The organism is Riemerella anatipestifer, assembly GCF_009670965.2.
Classification (GTDB): Bacteria; Bacteroidota; Bacteroidia; order Flavobacteriales; family Weeksellaceae; genus Riemerella; species Riemerella anatipestifer_B.
In genome coordinates, this window is record NZ_CP073239.1 from 1,030,651 (window position 1) to 1,048,476 (window position 17,826).

The window sequence follows — 17,826 nt, forward strand, 5'->3', positions numbered from 1 at the left end:
AAAGTTGTATAATTATATTTTGATATAGTTAATTATTGAATGCCTGCTAAAGCAGGCATTTTTTGATATTCATATGAATTTTAATTTAAAATAAGAGAATATTGTATAGTAATTAAGCAGTAATAAGTAGCTATTTATTAAAAAGTTTATACTTTTGCAAAAAAATAAAAAACACATGCCCAAAAACTTAGTCATCGTAGAGTCTCCTGCAAAGGCGAAAACTATCCAAAAATATTTAGGTAAAGATTTTGAAGTATTGTCTAGTTTTGGACACATTAGGGATTTGCCTAAAAAAGGGATGGGGGTTAACCTTAATACCTTTACTCCAGAGTATGAGGTGTCTACGGACAAAAAGAAGTTGGTATCGGATTTAAAAGCAGCAGCGAAGAAAGCGGATATGGTATGGCTAGCATCTGATGAGGACCGAGAGGGAGAAGCTATTGCTTGGCATTTGGCTCAAGAGCTTAAGTTAAAGGATGAAAAAATAAAAAGAATTGTATTCCACGAAATTACTAAAAATGCAATTCTAAAAGCTATAGAAAATCCTAGAAATATAGACAAAAACTTAGTGAATGCTCAACAGGCTAGGCGTGTTTTGGACAGGATAGTAGGTTTTGAAATGTCTCCCGTGCTTTGGAAGAAAGTAAAAACGGGGCTTTCAGCAGGCAGGGTTCAGTCGGTTGCGGTTAGGCTTATTGTCGAAAAAGAAAAGGAAATACAAGACTTTGTTCCTAATTCCTATTATAAAACAGAAGGGAAATTTTTGAACGCTGATAATCAAGAAATATCAGCTCAGTTGAAAAAAAGCTTTTTTGAAGAGTCAGAGGCAAAAGAATTTTTAACCTTATCAAAGAATACAGAGTTTAAAGTCCTCAATATAGAAAAAAAACCAGGTAAAAGAACCGCTTCTGCACCTTTTACGACTTCAACTTTACAACAAGAAGCGAGTAACCGTCTAGGTTATGGGGTTACTACTACGATGAGGGTGGCTCAGCGATTATATGAGGAAGGATATATTACCTATATGAGAACCGACTCGGTTAATTTATCTCAAGAGGCTATAGAGGGAGCCAAAGAACAAATTATCAAAGAATTTGGGCAGGAATACTCTGAGCCGAGAAACTATACTACTAAATCATCTTCTGCACAGGAAGCTCACGAGGCTATTCGTCCTACGGATTTCAAACTAAAAACAGTTGCGGGAGATACTCAACTTAATAGACTTTATCAGCTTATCTATAAGAGAACGCTGGCTAGCCAAATGGCAAATGCTCAAATAGAAAAAACCGTTATAGAGATAGGTAATCCAAAGTTGCCGTATAATTTTGAAGCTCAGGGGGAGGTTATTGTATTTGATGGTTTTTTAAAGGTTTATGGTATATTAAAATCGGAGGAAGAAGATGCAGAGGATACCGAAAAAACTTTACCAAAGGTAAGTGTTGGGGAGAGTTTAACTTATCAAAATATCATTTCCGTTCAGAAATTCACTCGCCCACCTGCACGATATACAGAGGCGGGGCTTGTGAAGAAACTTGAAGAATTGGGTATTGGTAGGCCTTCTACTTACGCTCCAACCATACAAACCATACAAAATAGAGAGTATGTAGATAAAAAAGAGATTGCTCCGCAGGAAAGGGAAGTGATTAAACTTAGCCTTACTTCAAATAAGATAGATAGAAAGGTTTTAACCGAAAATTACGGTGGAGATAAAAATAAATTTGTACCTACGGATATAGGTATTGTAGTTAATGATTTCTTGACTGAAAATTTTGCGGAAGTTTTAGACTACGGTTTTACCGCTAAAGTTGAACAAGATTTTGATGATATTGCAAATGGTGATGAAAAATGGAAGGAGGTGCTTTCAGGGTTTTATGAAAAATTCCATCATAAAATAGAAGATGTAGAGGAAAATGCAGAGAGAGCAAATGGGGAAAGAATTTTAGGGGAAGACCCTAAAACGGGAAAGACTGTTTTAGTAAGAATTGGTAGATATGGGGCAATGGCCCAGTTAGGAGATAGCGATGATAACCCTCCTGTTTATTCTTCTTTATTGCCTCACCAAAATATCAATACAATTACATTAGAAGAGGCTTTAGACTTATTTAAAGTACCTTTTGATTTAGAGAAGGTAGATGGTAAGGCTGTTTCCGTAGGGGTAGGGCGTTTTGGACCTTATGTGAAGTGGGGCGAAACTTACATTAGTATTCCTAAAGATGAAGACCCATTATCTGTAAATCAAAAAAGAGCTGAAGAGCTGATTAGAGAAAAACAGAAAGCAGATGCTCCTATAGCAACATTTAAAGGAGAGCTGGTAACTAAAGGGACAGGGCGTTTTGGACCTTTCTTGAAGTATAAAAATATTTTTGTAAATGTTCCTAAAAAATATGATTTTGAAAATCTTACTCAAGATGATATTGTGGAACTCATAGAGGCTAAGTTAGAGAAAGAAGCCAACCGTTACATTAAACAATGGGAAAAAGAAGGTATTTCTATAGAAAACGGAAGGTGGGGACCATTTATCAAATTTAACAAAACTAATTTCAAAATTCCTAAAAACGGAGATGAGAAATATACTGCTGAAGAGCTTAAAGAAATATCTTTAGAGGAGGTTAAGAAATGGATTGTAGCACAGGATAAAAATGCCTTTGCAGAGAAAAAAACAACTATAAAGAAAACCGTAACTAAGAAAAAATAGCATAAATACTAATGACTATTGAAGAGATTGTAAAGCCTTTTCCTTTAGGAGATTATAAACCTTGGCAACTGGGTAGTTTGGTATGTAGTGAGATAAAAGAAGGTGGAGTTGTGCTATTATTTTGCTCTGATGATAGAGGGGCAGGTGGTTCTGCGGTGGCGAAGGATTTTAGTGCAGTAAGAAAATGCTTATATCAACTTTCTAAGAATGATTTTGGTTTTCCCATTTGTGATTTAGGAGATTTAATATCAGGAAAATCATTGGAAGACACTCAGTATATTGTTGCTGAAATTGTTTCTAAATGTATCGCTGAAGGTGCATTACCTATAATTATTGGGGGGAGCAATGATTTGGCTCTTTCGTTATATACTGCGGTAAAAAATCATAAAGAGAAAATTTCTTATACACAAATTAACTCGTTTATACATTTAGAAGATGTGAAAGAAAGTATCAACGAGCGAAATTTTGTATCAAAAATATTGAGCGAACCTTCACTGAAGAATTATTATCATTTAGGCTATCAAAAACATTTGAATGAACCTCATTCGGTTTCTGTACTTAAAGAGATAGATTTTGAAGTGTTAAGGCTAGCTGATATGATGAATAGCACAGATTTGGCGGAGCCTTTCTTAAGAAGGGCAGAAGTGGTAAGTCTTAGTGCTGATGCGGTGGAGAGTTTTAGTGGAGAGTTTTCTTTTCACGCTCAAGTTAACGGGTTGAATAAGAGGGAAATTTGTGCCTATATGAAAGAAATAGGCTTAGGTGAAAACTTAAGGGCTTTTGGTTTGTTTAATGTAAATATAGAGGCCTCTCATTTAATTTACAATCAACTTATTGCCCAAATGATTTGGTATTTTTTAGAAGGTCTTAGCATACAGAAAACTCACCCTAGAGAACGCCAGTACGAAAATTATTTAGTGGTAATCAATAACCAGGATTATACCTTTAAGAGAGATACTTTTAGTGGATTATGGTATTTTGGAAATAACAATGATATTTTAAAATGTTTGCCTTGTGCTGAGAAGGATTATCATAATGCTAAAAAGGGGCTTTTAAACCCTAGGTTTTTAAAATAGTATGAAGAAAGTTTCCGTTATTGTTCCTGTTTATAATGTCGAACGCTTTTTAAAAAAGTGTTTGAATTCTTTGGTCAACCAAACATTAGAGGATATTGAAATTATCGTGGTAAATGATGGAAGCAAAGATGGCTCTCAGTCTATTATTACTGAGTATGAAGATAAGTATCCTAATAAAATAAAGGCATTCCAAAAGGAAAATGGTGGATTGAGCGATGCTAGAAATTTTGGTTTAGAACAGGCGAATGGTGAGTATATAGGCTTTGTAGATAGCGACGATTTTGTGAGAGAAACAATGTTCGAAGAGATGTATCATCTTGCAACGAAACACCAAGCAGAAATGGTAATATGTAATCTACAAAAAGTGAATGAAGCTGGAGAGGTCACTCAGTTACTTACACAAGTACCTAATATGCCCGAAAAAATAGTTCTAGAAGAACATTTTTCCGTTTTCTCTGATATGAGCTACTTTGCTTGTAATAAATTGTTTCATCGTAGTTTATTTCAGAATAAAAGATTTAAAAAAGGAGTTCATTTTGAGGATATACAACTTATTCCTCAATTATTGTTAGAGTGTAAAGTTATTGCCCAAACTCAAACCTATCATTATCAATATTTAGAACGAACGGATTCTATCACTAAAACCCATACAGAGAACGGTTTGGATATTTTAAGAGCGGTAGAAGATGTGGAAAATGCTTTTGAAAACTCACTCTATAAGCATAAAAAAGAAGAGCTAAAAGGATTTCAAATTTTAGAGGGTTTTTATACTTTTCTAGCCTATTTAGCATTTGTTAAAGATGAGCAGGTATATCATAAATTATCCGAAGAACTAAAAAGATTTCTGTTTAAGAAAAGGATTTTCAAGAAAGAAATACTTAGTTATCGTAGATTTGGAAAGAATTATCTCGTATCTTTGCCGGTCAAGAAACAGGTTTATTATCTGTTTTATTTGTTAGGGTTAGATAAAATTTTGAGAAGGCTAATTCACTAATAATAAACAATGAATATTGTTTTTTTACATCCTATATTTACCATTATAACTATAATTTTAATAGCTTATAGTTTTTTGGAGGTTTATAATTATAAAAATTATAAATCAGTCTGGGTGGTAGTATTTGTGATGATTCTTTTAGTGGGTTTTAGGGCATGGGTAGGAGCAGATTATGGAGCTTATGTACAGATGTATGAGTATTTTGGTCAGAGTACAGCATATTCAACAGTCTATAATAAAGCTCTTTTTTCAGGTAATGAGAGATTAGATGTAGAATGGCTTTATGTTTTGGTAGGAAAATATGTTTATGATTTTGGAGTTCCGTTTTTTGTTTTTACATTCGTAATAGCTTTATTATCAATAGTTCCAAAATATTTCACATTTGAAAATGCAGTAGTTTATCCATCATTGAGCTTATTGCTTTATATGTTCCCTTCTTATTTTACAGCAGATGGAGGGCATATGCGACAGGCGGTATCGATGTCTATTCTTATTTTTTCTTTTTATTTCATTAAAAAACGAAATTTACCGTTGTTTTTATTGATGATTTATTTGGCAATGGGGTTTCATAAATCTGCTGCTATTTTTATTTTAGCTTATTGGATTGCTTTAATCCCAATGACTAAAACAAGAATTATTCTTGTTTTGGTGGTTAGTGCTATTTTATCTCCATTTCAAGTGTATCAATATTTTTCCTTGTTTGATACATTAGCGCCTGCTGAAGTTTATGAGGGGTTTTCTGCATATGAAACGATAGAAAATAGTGAAACAACGGGAAGAATAAGCTTTACGGATATGATTATTGTCTTCTATAGTTATTTTCTAGTAACTTATAATGAGGAGGCGTGCGAAAAAATTCCTTATTACGAATATATGAGAAATATAGCGTTGTTTGGAATGTGCTTGTACTTTATATTCAGAGGAAGTCCAATATTCTCTTCAAGATTAGCTATGATATATATGATTTTTATAGTAATGGCTTTGCCTAATATTATTGCTTCAGTAGAGGATGAAAAACATAAAAAATATTTACATTTAATAATTGTTTGTTTTGCTATTTTTTATTATTTTGTATACGGTAGTTTTCAGGCTACTAGAGCAAGATATACTTGGGATTATAGCAATTATTTGTGGTAGGTATTAAATTTGAAATATGGCATATCTAGATTATTTAATTATACAACTGGGGATACCTTTATTTTATATAAAGTTAGTAGGTTCTATTTTTGTGTCTTTGGTATTATGTTTTTTTTCTATTCCCATCATACTCAAAATTTCTAAAAGGAAAAATTTAATGGATGAGCCTGGGGTTAGGAGCTCTCATGTGCGAAAAATTCCTAATTTGGGAGGAATAGCTATATTTTATGCTATAGGAATAGCTACCCCAATGTTTGGATATGAACTGTTTGATTTGTATAAATTTTTATTTCCTACTCTGATAATTCTATTGTATGTTGGTGTAATGGATGATATTGTAATTATGCGAGCGTATAAAAAATTATTTATTCAGATATTCGTAGCTTCACTAATGGTAATAGGTTCTGATGTAAGGATAAGAAGTCTGTTTGGACTCTTTGGTATTTATGAATTGCCTTATTTTGTAAGCATTCTGTTTACTATTGTTACCATTATAATCATTATAAATTCGTTCAACTTGATAGATGGAATAGATGGCTTGGCTGGAACATATACTATTATTTGTTGCTTATTGTTTGGAGCTAGTTACTATAGGTTGGGAGAGTATAACTATCCCATGATTATTCTGTGTGCTTCGATAATAGGAGCTTTAATAGGCTTTTTATATTATAATTTATCAAGTAGTAGGAGTAAAAAGATATTCATGGGGGACACGGGCTCAATGATAGTGGGTTTTTTATTAGCATTTACTGCAATATATTTTATAAATATTTTTACAGCAAGTGGTGGAAGAAGCTTATATCACTTACCAACGGCACCTGTCATTGCATTTGCAATACTAATTTTACCAATGGTGGATACACTTAATGTAATTTTGATAAGGCTTTTCAATAAAAAATCGCCTATGGAAGCAGATAAAAATCACATCCATCATAAGCTTTTAGACCTCGGATTATCACATAAAAAATCAACTTTTTATATCCTATGTTACTATATGTTTACGATAATAGTAGTCTATTTTTTTAGACATATAAATATAAACCTACTTCTTGTCTTTGTTTTGATGCTAGGTTTTATAGGAGCATATATACCTAGGTTTATTCTAAAATTGAGAAATTAAAACTTACTTTTGTATAAATATCTTTTCTATGAAAAATATAAAACTATATCTATTATTGTCAATTATATCTCTGTTTTTAGTATCCTGTCTAACGACTAAGGAAGTGAGATACCAGCAACCTAATGAACATCTTGTACTTAATGAAGAGGGGTTGATACCGTATAGTAATGAAGTTTATCGAATAACTAAAGCAGATATTCTTAATCTTAATATAGTAACCACTCCTAAAGGAGATGCGGCTCAGTTTTACTCCCGTTTTAACACTTCTGGTGGTGAAAATGGAGCAGGAGGAAATATAGGAGGTGCAGGAGCTGTCTCTGGAGGAGGAGCTGGTATTGCTGGAGGAAGAATGAGTGGCAATAGTAATTTTTATTTTAATGGATTAAAGATAAACTCTAGAGGAAACATAGATATAATGGGGATAGGAGAAATAAAAGCCGTAGGTAGGACTATTGAAGATATAGAGGCAGAAATACAAACTCGTGTTAACGAAAATTTTGTTGAAGGTAAATCTCAAGTAAGACTTAATACAGATGGGATTACTTATTACATATTGAGTGATATAGAGGAGATGGGAGCTCTTACTGGAGAGAAAAAATCTTACACCTCAATGTTAAGTATAACAGAAGCTTTAGCTCAAAATGGTGGGCTTAATAGAACCATAGATAAAAAACATGTTGTTTTACAAAGAAAATATCCAGAAGGTATTAAAAGAGTTACACTAGATTTAACGAGAGATGATATTATGAACTCTCCATATTATTGGATTCAAAATGGAGATATGGTTTATCTCAATACTCGTTCTAAAAGTTTATATGGGTTTGGTAAAGAGCCTTTGCAAACTTTAACTACAGGCGTTTCTCTTATAACTACAGCACTTTCTGTGTATTTATTAATTTCAAGATTTTAGATATGATACCAGAAAAAGTAGGACAAAAAACACCTAGTACACAACCTGAAAAGTCTAAAGTTGGAACATTTGACTTCTTTAATCTTGAATTTTTTATAAAGAAGGTGCTAAAAAATTGGTATTGGTTTTTGTTATTAGGTATATTAGGTTATGCTATTAGTTATATCTATAAAAAATACTATATACAATACACTTATGAGTCTAGTATATCTTTGAGTGTTTCTAATAATACAGCAAGTTATTTGGCGCCTAGTAATCAGTCTATTAACTTTATATGGGGGCAAGGAGGAAATCAAGACGGATTGTATGTGAAAAAATTACTTTTATCAAGAACACATAACGAATTTATTACTAGAAAACTTGAGTTATACATTGATTATAGCACTTCAGGTAAGCTAAAAAGCACATTTTTAGATAAGAATGAATCTCCCTTCTTTTTAGAAATAGATAAAGAGCACTTTCAGGCGATAAATATTCCAATCACATTTATTCCTAAAGGTAATTCTTATACAGTTAATTTGCCAGAGGATTTACCTAACTACTTATATAGTTATAAAACTGAAGACTTTCATCCTTTAAAAGAAACATATAAAAAAGAGGTTCAAAAAAATATAAAATTAAACGAGTGGTATGAGTCTCCTTATTTTAGGTTTAGATTGATAAAAAATCCGGTACAACCTAGTATTGATTATAATAACATAACAGTTGTTTTAAGTAGCATAGATCAAAAAGTAAGGGAAAATATAGGCAGTATCAATATAGAGTTTGATAAGGAGCTTCCTTCTATAATGTCTGTGTCGAAGAGAGGAGCCAACTTAAACACTACAGTTAACTTTTTAAATAACTCTATTAAAGAGCTTATAGAAAAAAGAAAGCAGGATAAGAGTTTAGTAGACAAAAATACAGTTGCATTTATAAAGAGAAATTTAGATAGTGTAAAAATAAAGTTAGACTCTTCTGCACAAAGCCTTAATGGAGTTAGGATTGGAGAAAATATCGTTGATGTTGAAGGAGGTGTAAGCTCCATAATGGAAAAAATAAAGGAGGTTGAAAAGAGAAAGGCAGAGCTACTTACCCGAATTTCAGCACTTAATAGTATCCGAAACTCTATGAATAAAAATTTAGATGAGGTGATCAATATCAATGCTGCTGGAATAGAAGATGGTAATTTTATGGGTTCTGTTAGTGAGCTAAAAGCTCTTATACAAAAAAGGGAGGAGATGAGGACTATTTATACGCCAAACTCTGAACCTATGAAAGAAATTAATCGTCTTATTAAAGAGGCGAGAGGCAAGTCGTCTGGAGTTGTGGGGAACTATTACAGTATGTATTTGAGTGATATCGAAAAATTAGATGCAGAACTCTTACAATACGAGAGAGAGATAAGAAGGTTTCCTCTTAAGGAACAGAAGCTAATTGATGCAGAGAGAGGCTACTCAATTAACGAAACTACATATAATGCATTACTGTCGGAACAGGCAAAAGCAGAGATGCGTCTTGCTGTAGGACAGTCTGATATAACGGTCTTAGATTGGGCTAAAAATCTTGGGCAGGGTCCAGTAGGACCTAATACCTCTATGTTTGGAGTAGCACTTATTGGAGGATTGTTATCTATTCCATTTATAATATTACTTATTAGTTCTCTTTTAGATAATAAGATAAGAAGTGTTAAGGAAGTGGTAAAAGCAACCAAAATACCTTTATTAGGGGTTATTGGTAAAAATACTAATGAGAATAATCTTACAGTGATAGAGCAATCTAAATCTTCTGTTGCAGAGTCATTTAGAGGAGTTAGGTCTAATTTGAGGTTTTTGTATGACGACGGAGTAGAAGGTGGAAAAGTGATATTGGTAACTTCTTCTATTAGTGGAGAGGGCAAAACATATACCTCAATAAATATAGCCTCTGTTTTAGCTTTAAGCGGTAAGAAAACCATATTATTAGGAATGGATTTGAGGAAACCTAAGATTTTTGGGGATTTTGAAATCAATAATAAGTGCGGAATTTCTAATTTCCTGACAGGGGAGATACCAGTGGAGCAAATTATAAATAAAACTAAGATATCTACATTAGATGTAGCGACCTCTGGACCAATTCCACCTAACCCTTCAGAGCTATTGATGAGTGACAGAAATACACAGTTTATAGAAGAGCTTAGAAAATCCTATGATTTTATTATTATAGATTCTCCTCCAGTAGGTCTAGTGGCAGATTCTTTTGAATTGATGAAATATACAGATGCTAATATTTATGTTGTACGCCATGAATATACGGAGAAGTTTATGCTTAAAATGATTATAGAAAAATATCATAATCAAGAGGTTAAACATTTGGGGTTGGTGTATAATGACTACCCTTCTAACCAAGGGTATGGCTATGGGTACGGCTATGGTTATTTTGATGAGGATAAAAACTATCAAGAACCTATACTTGTAAGGTGGAGAAATAAATTAAAATCAATTTTTAATAAGAAAGGTTAATATTGAAAAGGCTACTTCTAATTTTGGGAGTAGCCTTTTTTAACCCATAATGTTTTGTTATTTTTGCTGTTCAAATTGGGATAGATATGGCAAAAACAAAGAAAGAAACTCCTCTAATGCAACAATACAATAGTATTAAAGCTAAATACTCTGATGCGATATTACTTTTCAGAGTAGGAGATTTCTATGAAACCTTTGGAGCAGATGCCATTAAAACATCTCAAATTTTGGGTATTGTTCTTACTAAAAGAAACAATGGTGGAGATGGTCAGAGTATAGAACTAGCGGGGTTTCCACATCATTCTTTAGACTCCTATCTTCCGAAATTGGTAAGGGCGGGTCTTAGAGTAGCGATATGCGACCAATTAGAAGATCCTAAATCGGTAAAAGGTATTGTTAAAAGAGGTGTTACGGAATTGGTAACTCCAGGAGTTACATTTAATGACCAAGTTCTTAACTCCAAGAAAAATAATTTTTTACTTGCCCTTCATAAAGAGAAAGAAAAATATGGTGTGGCTTTAGTAGATATTTCCACTGGAGAATTTTTGTTAGGAGAGGACAATTTAGAAAAGTTACTGCACATCATCAATACTTTTGAACCTAGCGAAATTATTTACCAAAGGACTCAAGAAATTCCTAGTCAAATTAAAAATAAAAGCGTTTTTAAAATGGAAGACTGGGCATTTCAGTATCACTTTGCCTATGAAAAGCTCACGCAACACTTTAAAACTAATTCTCTTAAAGGTTTCGGAGTTGAAGACTATAAACTAGGTATTACGGCAGCTGGAGCTATTTTTGCCTATTTGGTAGAGGATACGCATCATAATTTGCTCAATCATATTACTCAGATAAAACTTATTCCACAGGAAGATTATTTAATGATGGATCAGTTTACGCTGAGAAATTTGGAAGTGGTATTTCCTACACATCAAAACGGGAAAAGTCTTTTGGATATTATAGACAGAACAGCCACTCCAATGGGAGGAAGGCTTTTGAGGAGAAGATTGATATTGCCACTTAAATCTGTAAATGAAATTAACAGAAGACTCTCTTTAGTTGAATTTTTGAATAACGAGGAGCGGCTAAGACTAGATGTTGCAACAAGGCTTAAAGGTATTTCGGACTTAGACCGATTGATGGGTAAGCTAGCGGCAGAGAAAATATCACCTAAAGAACTAGGCTATCTTAGACAAAGTTTAGTTTATATTTCCGAGATAAAATCGTTGTTGCATCAATATCCTGATGTTTTGGCGTGGCTTAATCCACTTAATCATTTGGAGGAAGTTATCAATACTTTAGAGAGTAACCTAAATGAGGAACTACCTGTAAACTTAGCCAAAGGCAATGTGATTAAGTTGGGTGTTTCTGACGAGCTAGACCGTTTGAGAGGTTTGCAGAACTCTGGTAAAGATTACCTAGACGAGATGTGCCAAAGGGAAATAGAAAGAACGGGCATTGCTAGTCTGAAAATCAATTTTAATAATGTTTTTGGCTATTATATAGAAGTTAGAAACACGCATAAAGACAAAGTTCCTGAAGAATGGATTAGAAAACAAACGCTAGTCAATGCCGAGAGGTACATTACAACAGAACTGAAGGAATACGAAGACCAAATTTTAGGAGCAGAAGAGCGTATAAGTGTTTTAGAGCAGGAACTTTATAGAAAGGTATGTCAAGAGGTACTTGTTTATATAGACCAAATTCAGGAAAACGCACAGCTTATCGCACAGCTAGATGTGGCGGTTGGGCTATCAGAGTTGTCTGTGGAAAAAGGCTACATTAAACCAATCCTTAACGATGGTTTTAGTATAGAACTCAAAGAAGCAAGACACCCTATTATAGAAAATGCTCTGCCGTTAGGCGAAAAATACATTCCTAACGATTTGTTTTTAGACCGAGAGGAGCAGCAGATTATTATGGTAACTGGTCCCAATATGGCGGGTAAATCGGCGATATTGAGGCAAACGGCGGTTATTTGTCTTTTGGCACAAATCGGGAGTTTTGTCCCAGCTAAATATGCTTCTATTGGCATTTTAGATAAGATATTTACAAGGGTGGGAGCAACGGACAATCTCTCTGCGGGAGAATCAACCTTTATGGTGGAAATGAACGAAGCCGCTAATATCCTCAATAATATTTCCGACCGAAGTTTAATTCTTTTAGATGAAATAGGGCGAGGTACTTCCACTTATGATGGCGTTTCTATTGCTTGGGCTATTGCGGAATATTTGCATCAGCACCCAACCAAACCTAAGACTTTATTCGCCACCCACTACCACGAGTTGAATGAAATGACCAATAATTTTGAAAGGATTAAAAACTTTCATATTTCAATTAAAGAGCATAAGGGGAACATTATTTTCCTAAGGAAGTTGGTGTCTGGTGGTAGCGAACATAGCTTTGGTATCCATGTGGCAAAATTGGCAGGAATGCCTGCTACGGTAGTTAATAGAGCTAACGAAATTCTGAAAACTTTGGAAAACAATCGTTCACAGAATGATACAAAAGAATCTATTAAAAGGGTAACGGAAGAAAATTTGCAACTCTCGTTCTTCCAATTAGACGACCCAGTTTTAGAAAATATCAGAGAGGAACTTACTAGGATAGACATCAATACACTCACGCCTATAGAAGCAATGATGAAGCTCAATGCAATCAAAAATATGATAGGCAAATAATATAAAATGAGACCAAGGTTTAGTCTTTTCTGGTTTGCTATTACCCTATTGTTATTTTTAACAGAGGTAATAATTGCGGTTTGGCTTAAATCCTGTTATTTTATTAGAGCATATCTAGGAGATGTACTAGTGGTAATTCTTATTTATACCTTTGTCTTAACTTTCTTTAAAATCAAAGAAAAAGCTCAACTGATTGTAGGGATATTTCTATTTTCTGTTTTAGTAGAGGTATTACAATATTTTAGCATTGCAGAGAAGCTAGGGTTTAGAGAAGATAGTGTAGGGCATATTGTTATTGGGAACTCTTTCTCTTGGTTAGACATATTGTGTTATGCGGTGGGGTGTGCTTTTATTTTTGTATTTGTTAAAATGAAGGATAAATAACAGAACTTGCGATTTCCCCACAAACCACTTTTTCCTAATTAAAAAAGACTTAACTTTGCGGATTATTAGTTTTTTTGAATGAAAAAAATCGTTGTCATTCCTACCTATAACGAAAAAGAAAATATACAATCCATTATTCAAGCGGTGATGGATTTGGGGGGAGGTTTTCATATTTTGGTCGTAGATGATTCCTCTCCCGATGGTACAGCAGATATTGTTCGTTCTATGCAGAGGCTTTTTGAGGGTAGGCTTCATTTAACCGTAAGAAAAGTAAAAGATGGTTTGGGCAAGGCTTATTTGCACGGCTTTCGTTGGGCAATAGAGCAGGGCTATGATTTTATTTTTGAGATGGACGCCGATTTTTCTCACAATCCAAAAGATTTACCTAGACTTTATGAGGCGTGTTTAGAGGCGGATATGTCGGTAGGTTCTCGTTATTCTCAAGGGGTTAATGTGGTTAATTGGCCTATGGGAAGGGTTTTGCTATCTTATTTTGCGTCTAAATATGTAAGGTTTATTTTAGGTTTACCCGTGCACGATACTACGGCAGGGTTTGTCTGTTTCAGAAAAGACACACTTCTAAAAATCGGGTTAGATAAGGTAAAACTAAAAGGTTATGGCTTTCAGGTGGAAATGAAATACAGAGTATTCAAAAAAGGTTTAAAAATAAAAGAAGTTCCTATTATTTTTACCGATAGAACCAAAGGCGAGTCTAAAATGAATGGCGGAATCATTAAAGAAGCAGTAATAGGTGTACTTAATCTAAGATGGAAGGCTTTAATAGGAAGATTATGAGTAGGTTGATTGGGCTTTTTTTGGTGATGATTTTCGTGGTAGCTTGTAGGCATTCGGTTGAAGCTCCCAAGAATCTATTATCCAAAGAAGAAATGGCACAGATAGTAGCAGACTTTGCTGTTTATACACAGTCTTCCGATTTTACTAGAAATGTAGATATGGAGGAAGTCAGTCGTTTTGTGATGAATAAAAACAAAGCTAAAGGCAAAGCATTTGAAGACAGTTTTAAATATTATTTGTACAAACCGTCCGATGTAGATAAAATCTACGATATGGCTCAAGACATATTACTTAAAGACTCGGATTTAGAAGAGTATATTAAGAAGAAAGAAGGAGAAAATAAAAATCAAAATAAAGAAGAAAAAGTTAATGCAGGAGATTTACAACAACAATAGCAACGCAATGTCAAAACCATTTTTTAGTATAGAAAAAACTACCGAATCTAAGGCTAGAGCAGGAGTAATTAGTACCGCTCATGGAGAAATCCAAACGCCTATTTTTATGCCTGTGGGTACGGTAGCATCGGTAAAAACACTACATCAAAGAGAAATAAGAGACGATGTTAAGGCACAAATTATTTTAGGTAACACCTATCATCTTTACCTAAGGCCAGGTATGGAAGTGATGGAGAAAGCAGGAGGACTACATCGTTTTATGAACTGGGAGCGTCCTATCCTTACAGATTCTGGAGGTTATCAGGTCTTTTCTCTTTCAAAAAGCAGAAAGATGACGGAGGAAGGGGTTAAGTTTAAATCTCATATTGATGGAAGCTACCACTTCATTTCTCCAGAAAAGTCTATGGAAATACAAAGGCAGATAGGAGCCGATATTTTTATGGCGTTTGATGAGTGTACACCTTACCCTTGTGAGTATAATCAAGCCAAAGCCTCTATGGAACTCACCCACAGGTGGCTTAAGCGTTGTATAGAATGGACAGAAAATAATGCCGAATTGTACGGGCATAAGCAGCGCTTATTTCCGATAGTTCAAGGCTCTACTTATTCTGATTTAAGAAAGATTTCCGCTGAAGTTATTTCAGAGGCAGGGGCTGAAGGTAATGCCATCGGAGGGCTTTCGGTAGGGGAGCCAGAAGAAGAAATGTACCGAATTACCAACGAGGTTACCGATATTCTTCCGAAAGAAAAACCAAGATATTTAATGGGCGTAGGCACACCGTGGAATATTTTGGAAAGCATAGGTTTGGGAGTGGATATGATGGATTGTGTGATGCCAACTAGAAACGCCCGAAACGGAATGCTATTCACTTGGCAAGGCGTTATGAATATGAAAAACCAAAAATGGAAAGAAGATTTTTCTCCGTTAGATGAGATGGGGACGAGCTTTGTGGACAAAGAGTATTCTAAGGCTTATGTAAGGCATCTTTTTGTAGCTAAAGAATATTTAGGTAAGCAGATTGCTTCTATACACAACTTGGCATTCTATTTAGATTTGGTAAAGGTGGCTAGAGAGCATATCTTAGCAGGGGATTTCTACGAGTGGAAGGAGCAGATTGTACCAGTTTTAAAACAAAGGCTTTAGTGAGTTTACGACTTTTAGTAAGGTTAGGGCGTTTCCCTCTCCAGGGCTAAAGTCCAACGGCTAGGGTCGGGCTATCGCTCATACGCCTTCGGTCATTGCCGCTCCGCTTCGCTCCGCGGCTTCTTCCCTTCGGGGTATCCGCTCTATCCCTAACGCGGTGGCAGCCAAAACAAAAACAGAGAAAAGTAAGAATTAAATTATGAAAATAATAGACGCCTATATCATCAAGAAATTTTTAGGGACATTAGTTTTTATGCTAGTGTTACTATCTATTATTGTGATAGTGGTGGATATACAAGCCAAAGCGCCAAACATAGAGAAAAGTGGTTACACGGTGGGGTACTTTTTATTACACTTCTATCCGTTTTGGATGATATATCTTATCCTTACCTTTATGTCTATTTTGGTGTTTATTTCCGTCATTTACTTTTCATCTCGTATGGCGGATAATACCGAAATTGTAGCCATTGTAAGTAGCGGAGCTAGTTTTCATAGATTTGCAAGACCATACTTTATGGTAGCAGTTGGGATAGCATTGTTTATGTTGATGCTTAACCACTTTGCCTTGCCTTGGGCTAATGTTAAAAAGAACGAACTGATGGTCTTTACCGAAAGTCAGGTAAGGCAAGAGGAAAAGAATAGGAGTGTTGCTATCTCGGCTCAGATGTCGCCAACAGAATATGTATTTATAGGCTCTTATCACAGAAAGGAAGCAAGAGGCTCGGATTACCTTTACCAAAAATTTGATAACAACAACAAACTCATACATCAGATTAGAGGTGATTATGTCTCTTGGGACGAAAAGAAACAAGCCTTTTCCATCACTTCTTTCTACGAAAAAAAAGCAGGTAAAAACGAAACTGAAAAGTTAAGCAATGGTACGCAGACCTACCAGAGCTTTGGTTATCCACCAGAAGAGCTTTTTCCAGACGAGCTTTTAGGTGAGAACAAAACAACACCAGAGCTGGTGAAATTCATCAATAGAGAGAAAATAAAAGGCAACGGTAACATCAACACCTATCTCAATGAGCTTCACGCCCGCACCTCAATGCCTGTTTCTATAATTATTTTAACTATTTTAGGTTTAGCTCTGGCGTCCGAAAAAAAGAGAGGAGGGATAGGAGTCAACCTTGCTGTGGGGATAGCTTTGGCATTTGTGTTTATTTTCTCATTTGAGGCACTTAAAGTGGTTTCATCTAGTAAAATACTCACGCCTTTCGTAGCGATGTGGATGCCTAATTTTGTATTTGCTCCACTTGCTTTGATACTATATTTCAGAAGGGCTCGTCAGTAGAGCATTTGGATTTCCTTGTGGTAAAACTTGTGTAGCCGCTCATCTTCTAGTTCTACCCAAAGATGCCCACTAGCATCTGCTTTTCGGATAATGCCATTTTGTCTTACGCCTTTAATGTCAAACACGCATACCTCGTCTTTTTTGAAAAGAGTATTATTAAGTATCTCTAGAATTTGAGTTTCCGTTTTTGGTTGGGCTATTTCATTAGCGAAAAATTCAAATAACTCTTTAGCAAGTAGATGAGGTTCAAAAGAGCGGTGAGTTTGCGTATAGATAGACCCTGCTTTCGGGAAATGCTCAAAGTTTTGCTGTAATACATTGATGCCAATGCCAATGACTAAACAGTTATTTTTCTTTTCAAGAAGAATACCTGATATTTTCTTTTGATTGAGTATAATATCATTTGGCCACTTGATTTTTGGCTGAATTTGGGTCAAATTGGCAATAAAATCTCTCACGATAATGGCGGTATAATAATTGATGATAGAAATTGCAAATGGAAATCTATCCAAAGAAATTGCGAGGCTGATAGCAATGTTTTCGTTAGGATTTATTTTCCAGGAATTGCCGTATTGTCCCTTTCCTCGAGTTTGGTTAAGTGTGTAGACGCCTACCAAGTCTTCTTTCTGAAGAATAGAGGGAACAAAACTGATAATCTCATCATTGGTAGAATTACATTTGGTAAGGTGATGTAAGATTTTCATAATGGGCAAAATTACGGTGT

General features: G+C 34.7%; 14 protein-coding genes. 13 read left to right on the forward strand and 1 reads right to left on the reverse strand.

Annotated features, from left to right (window positions below):
• Window positions 1–175 precede the first annotated feature (175 nt).
• From topA to D1J36_RS04820, 13 genes are all read left to right on the forward strand, one after another.
• Window positions 176–2,695, forward strand: a complete 2,520-nt coding sequence (gene topA / locus D1J36_RS04760) for a type I DNA topoisomerase (protein ID WP_154137422.1) — start codon at window positions 176–178, stop codon at window positions 2,693–2,695.
• Between the two features lie 11 nt (window positions 2,696–2,706).
• Complete coding sequence (locus tag D1J36_RS04765) at window positions 2,707–3,771, forward strand: formimidoylglutamase (protein ID WP_154137423.1); 1,065 nt, start codon at window positions 2,707–2,709, stop codon at window positions 3,769–3,771.
• Window position 3,772: 1 nt separating this feature from the next.
• Window positions 3,773–4,765, forward strand: a complete 993-nt coding sequence (locus tag D1J36_RS04770; protein WP_154137424.1) for a glycosyltransferase family 2 protein — start codon at window positions 3,773–3,775, stop codon at window positions 4,763–4,765.
• Between the two features lie 9 nt (window positions 4,766–4,774).
• Window positions 4,775–5,902 (forward strand): EpsG family protein, encoded by a 1,128-nt coding sequence (locus D1J36_RS04775; RefSeq protein WP_154137425.1) that lies wholly within the window; start codon window positions 4,775–4,777, stop codon window positions 5,900–5,902.
• 16 nt (window positions 5,903–5,918) lie between these two features.
• Window positions 5,919–7,022 (forward strand): glycosyltransferase family 4 protein, encoded by a 1,104-nt coding sequence (locus tag D1J36_RS04780; RefSeq protein ID WP_154137426.1) that lies wholly within the window; start codon window positions 5,919–5,921, stop codon window positions 7,020–7,022.
• Between the two features lie 28 nt (window positions 7,023–7,050).
• On the forward strand, window positions 7,051–7,932 hold the full coding sequence (locus tag D1J36_RS04785) for a polysaccharide biosynthesis/export family protein (protein WP_154137427.1): 882 nt from the start codon (window positions 7,051–7,053) through the stop codon (window positions 7,930–7,932).
• A gap of 2 nt (window positions 7,933–7,934) precedes the next feature.
• Complete coding sequence (locus D1J36_RS04790; RefSeq protein ID WP_154137428.1) at window positions 7,935–10,412, forward strand: exopolysaccharide transport family protein; 2,478 nt, start codon at window positions 7,935–7,937, stop codon at window positions 10,410–10,412.
• Window positions 10,413–10,498: 86 nt separating this feature from the next.
• Window positions 10,499–13,090, forward strand: a complete 2,592-nt coding sequence (gene mutS, locus D1J36_RS04795; RefSeq protein ID WP_154137429.1) for a DNA mismatch repair protein MutS — start codon at window positions 10,499–10,501, stop codon at window positions 13,088–13,090.
• A 6-nt stretch (window positions 13,091–13,096) separates the two neighbouring features.
• Window positions 13,097–13,474: a DUF2809 domain-containing protein gene (locus D1J36_RS04800; RefSeq protein ID WP_154137430.1), complete on the forward strand. Its 378-nt coding sequence runs from the start codon at window positions 13,097–13,099 to the stop codon at window positions 13,472–13,474.
• 78 nt (window positions 13,475–13,552) lie between these two features.
• Window positions 13,553–14,269: a polyprenol monophosphomannose synthase gene (locus D1J36_RS04805; protein ID WP_153936251.1), complete on the forward strand. Its 717-nt coding sequence runs from the start codon at window positions 13,553–13,555 to the stop codon at window positions 14,267–14,269.
• Window positions 14,266–14,664 carry a DUF4296 domain-containing protein gene (locus tag D1J36_RS04810; RefSeq protein ID WP_154137431.1) on the forward strand — a complete coding sequence of 133 codons (399 nt, stop codon included), beginning with the start codon at window positions 14,266–14,268 and terminating at the stop codon, window positions 14,662–14,664. The genes D1J36_RS04805 and D1J36_RS04810 overlap by 4 nt, the downstream gene beginning before the upstream one ends.
• A gap of 7 nt (window positions 14,665–14,671) precedes the next feature.
• Window positions 14,672–15,808, forward strand: coding sequence for a tRNA guanosine(34) transglycosylase Tgt (tgt, locus tag D1J36_RS04815; protein ID WP_014937667.1), 1,137 nt, complete (start codon window positions 14,672–14,674; stop codon window positions 15,806–15,808).
• Between the two features lie 199 nt (window positions 15,809–16,007).
• The gene (locus D1J36_RS04820; protein ID WP_154137432.1) at window positions 16,008–17,102 is read left to right on the forward strand and encodes an LptF/LptG family permease; all 1,095 of its coding nucleotides are present in this window, start codon (window positions 16,008–16,010) and stop codon (window positions 17,100–17,102) included.
• Here D1J36_RS04820 and D1J36_RS04825 read toward each other — a convergent pair.
• Window positions 17,096–17,806: a biotin--[acetyl-CoA-carboxylase] ligase gene (locus D1J36_RS04825; protein WP_154137433.1), complete on the reverse strand. Its 711-nt coding sequence runs from the start codon at window positions 17,804–17,806 to the stop codon at window positions 17,096–17,098. The genes D1J36_RS04820 and D1J36_RS04825 overlap by 7 nt on opposite strands.
• Between the last annotated feature and the right edge of the window lie 20 nt (window positions 17,807–17,826).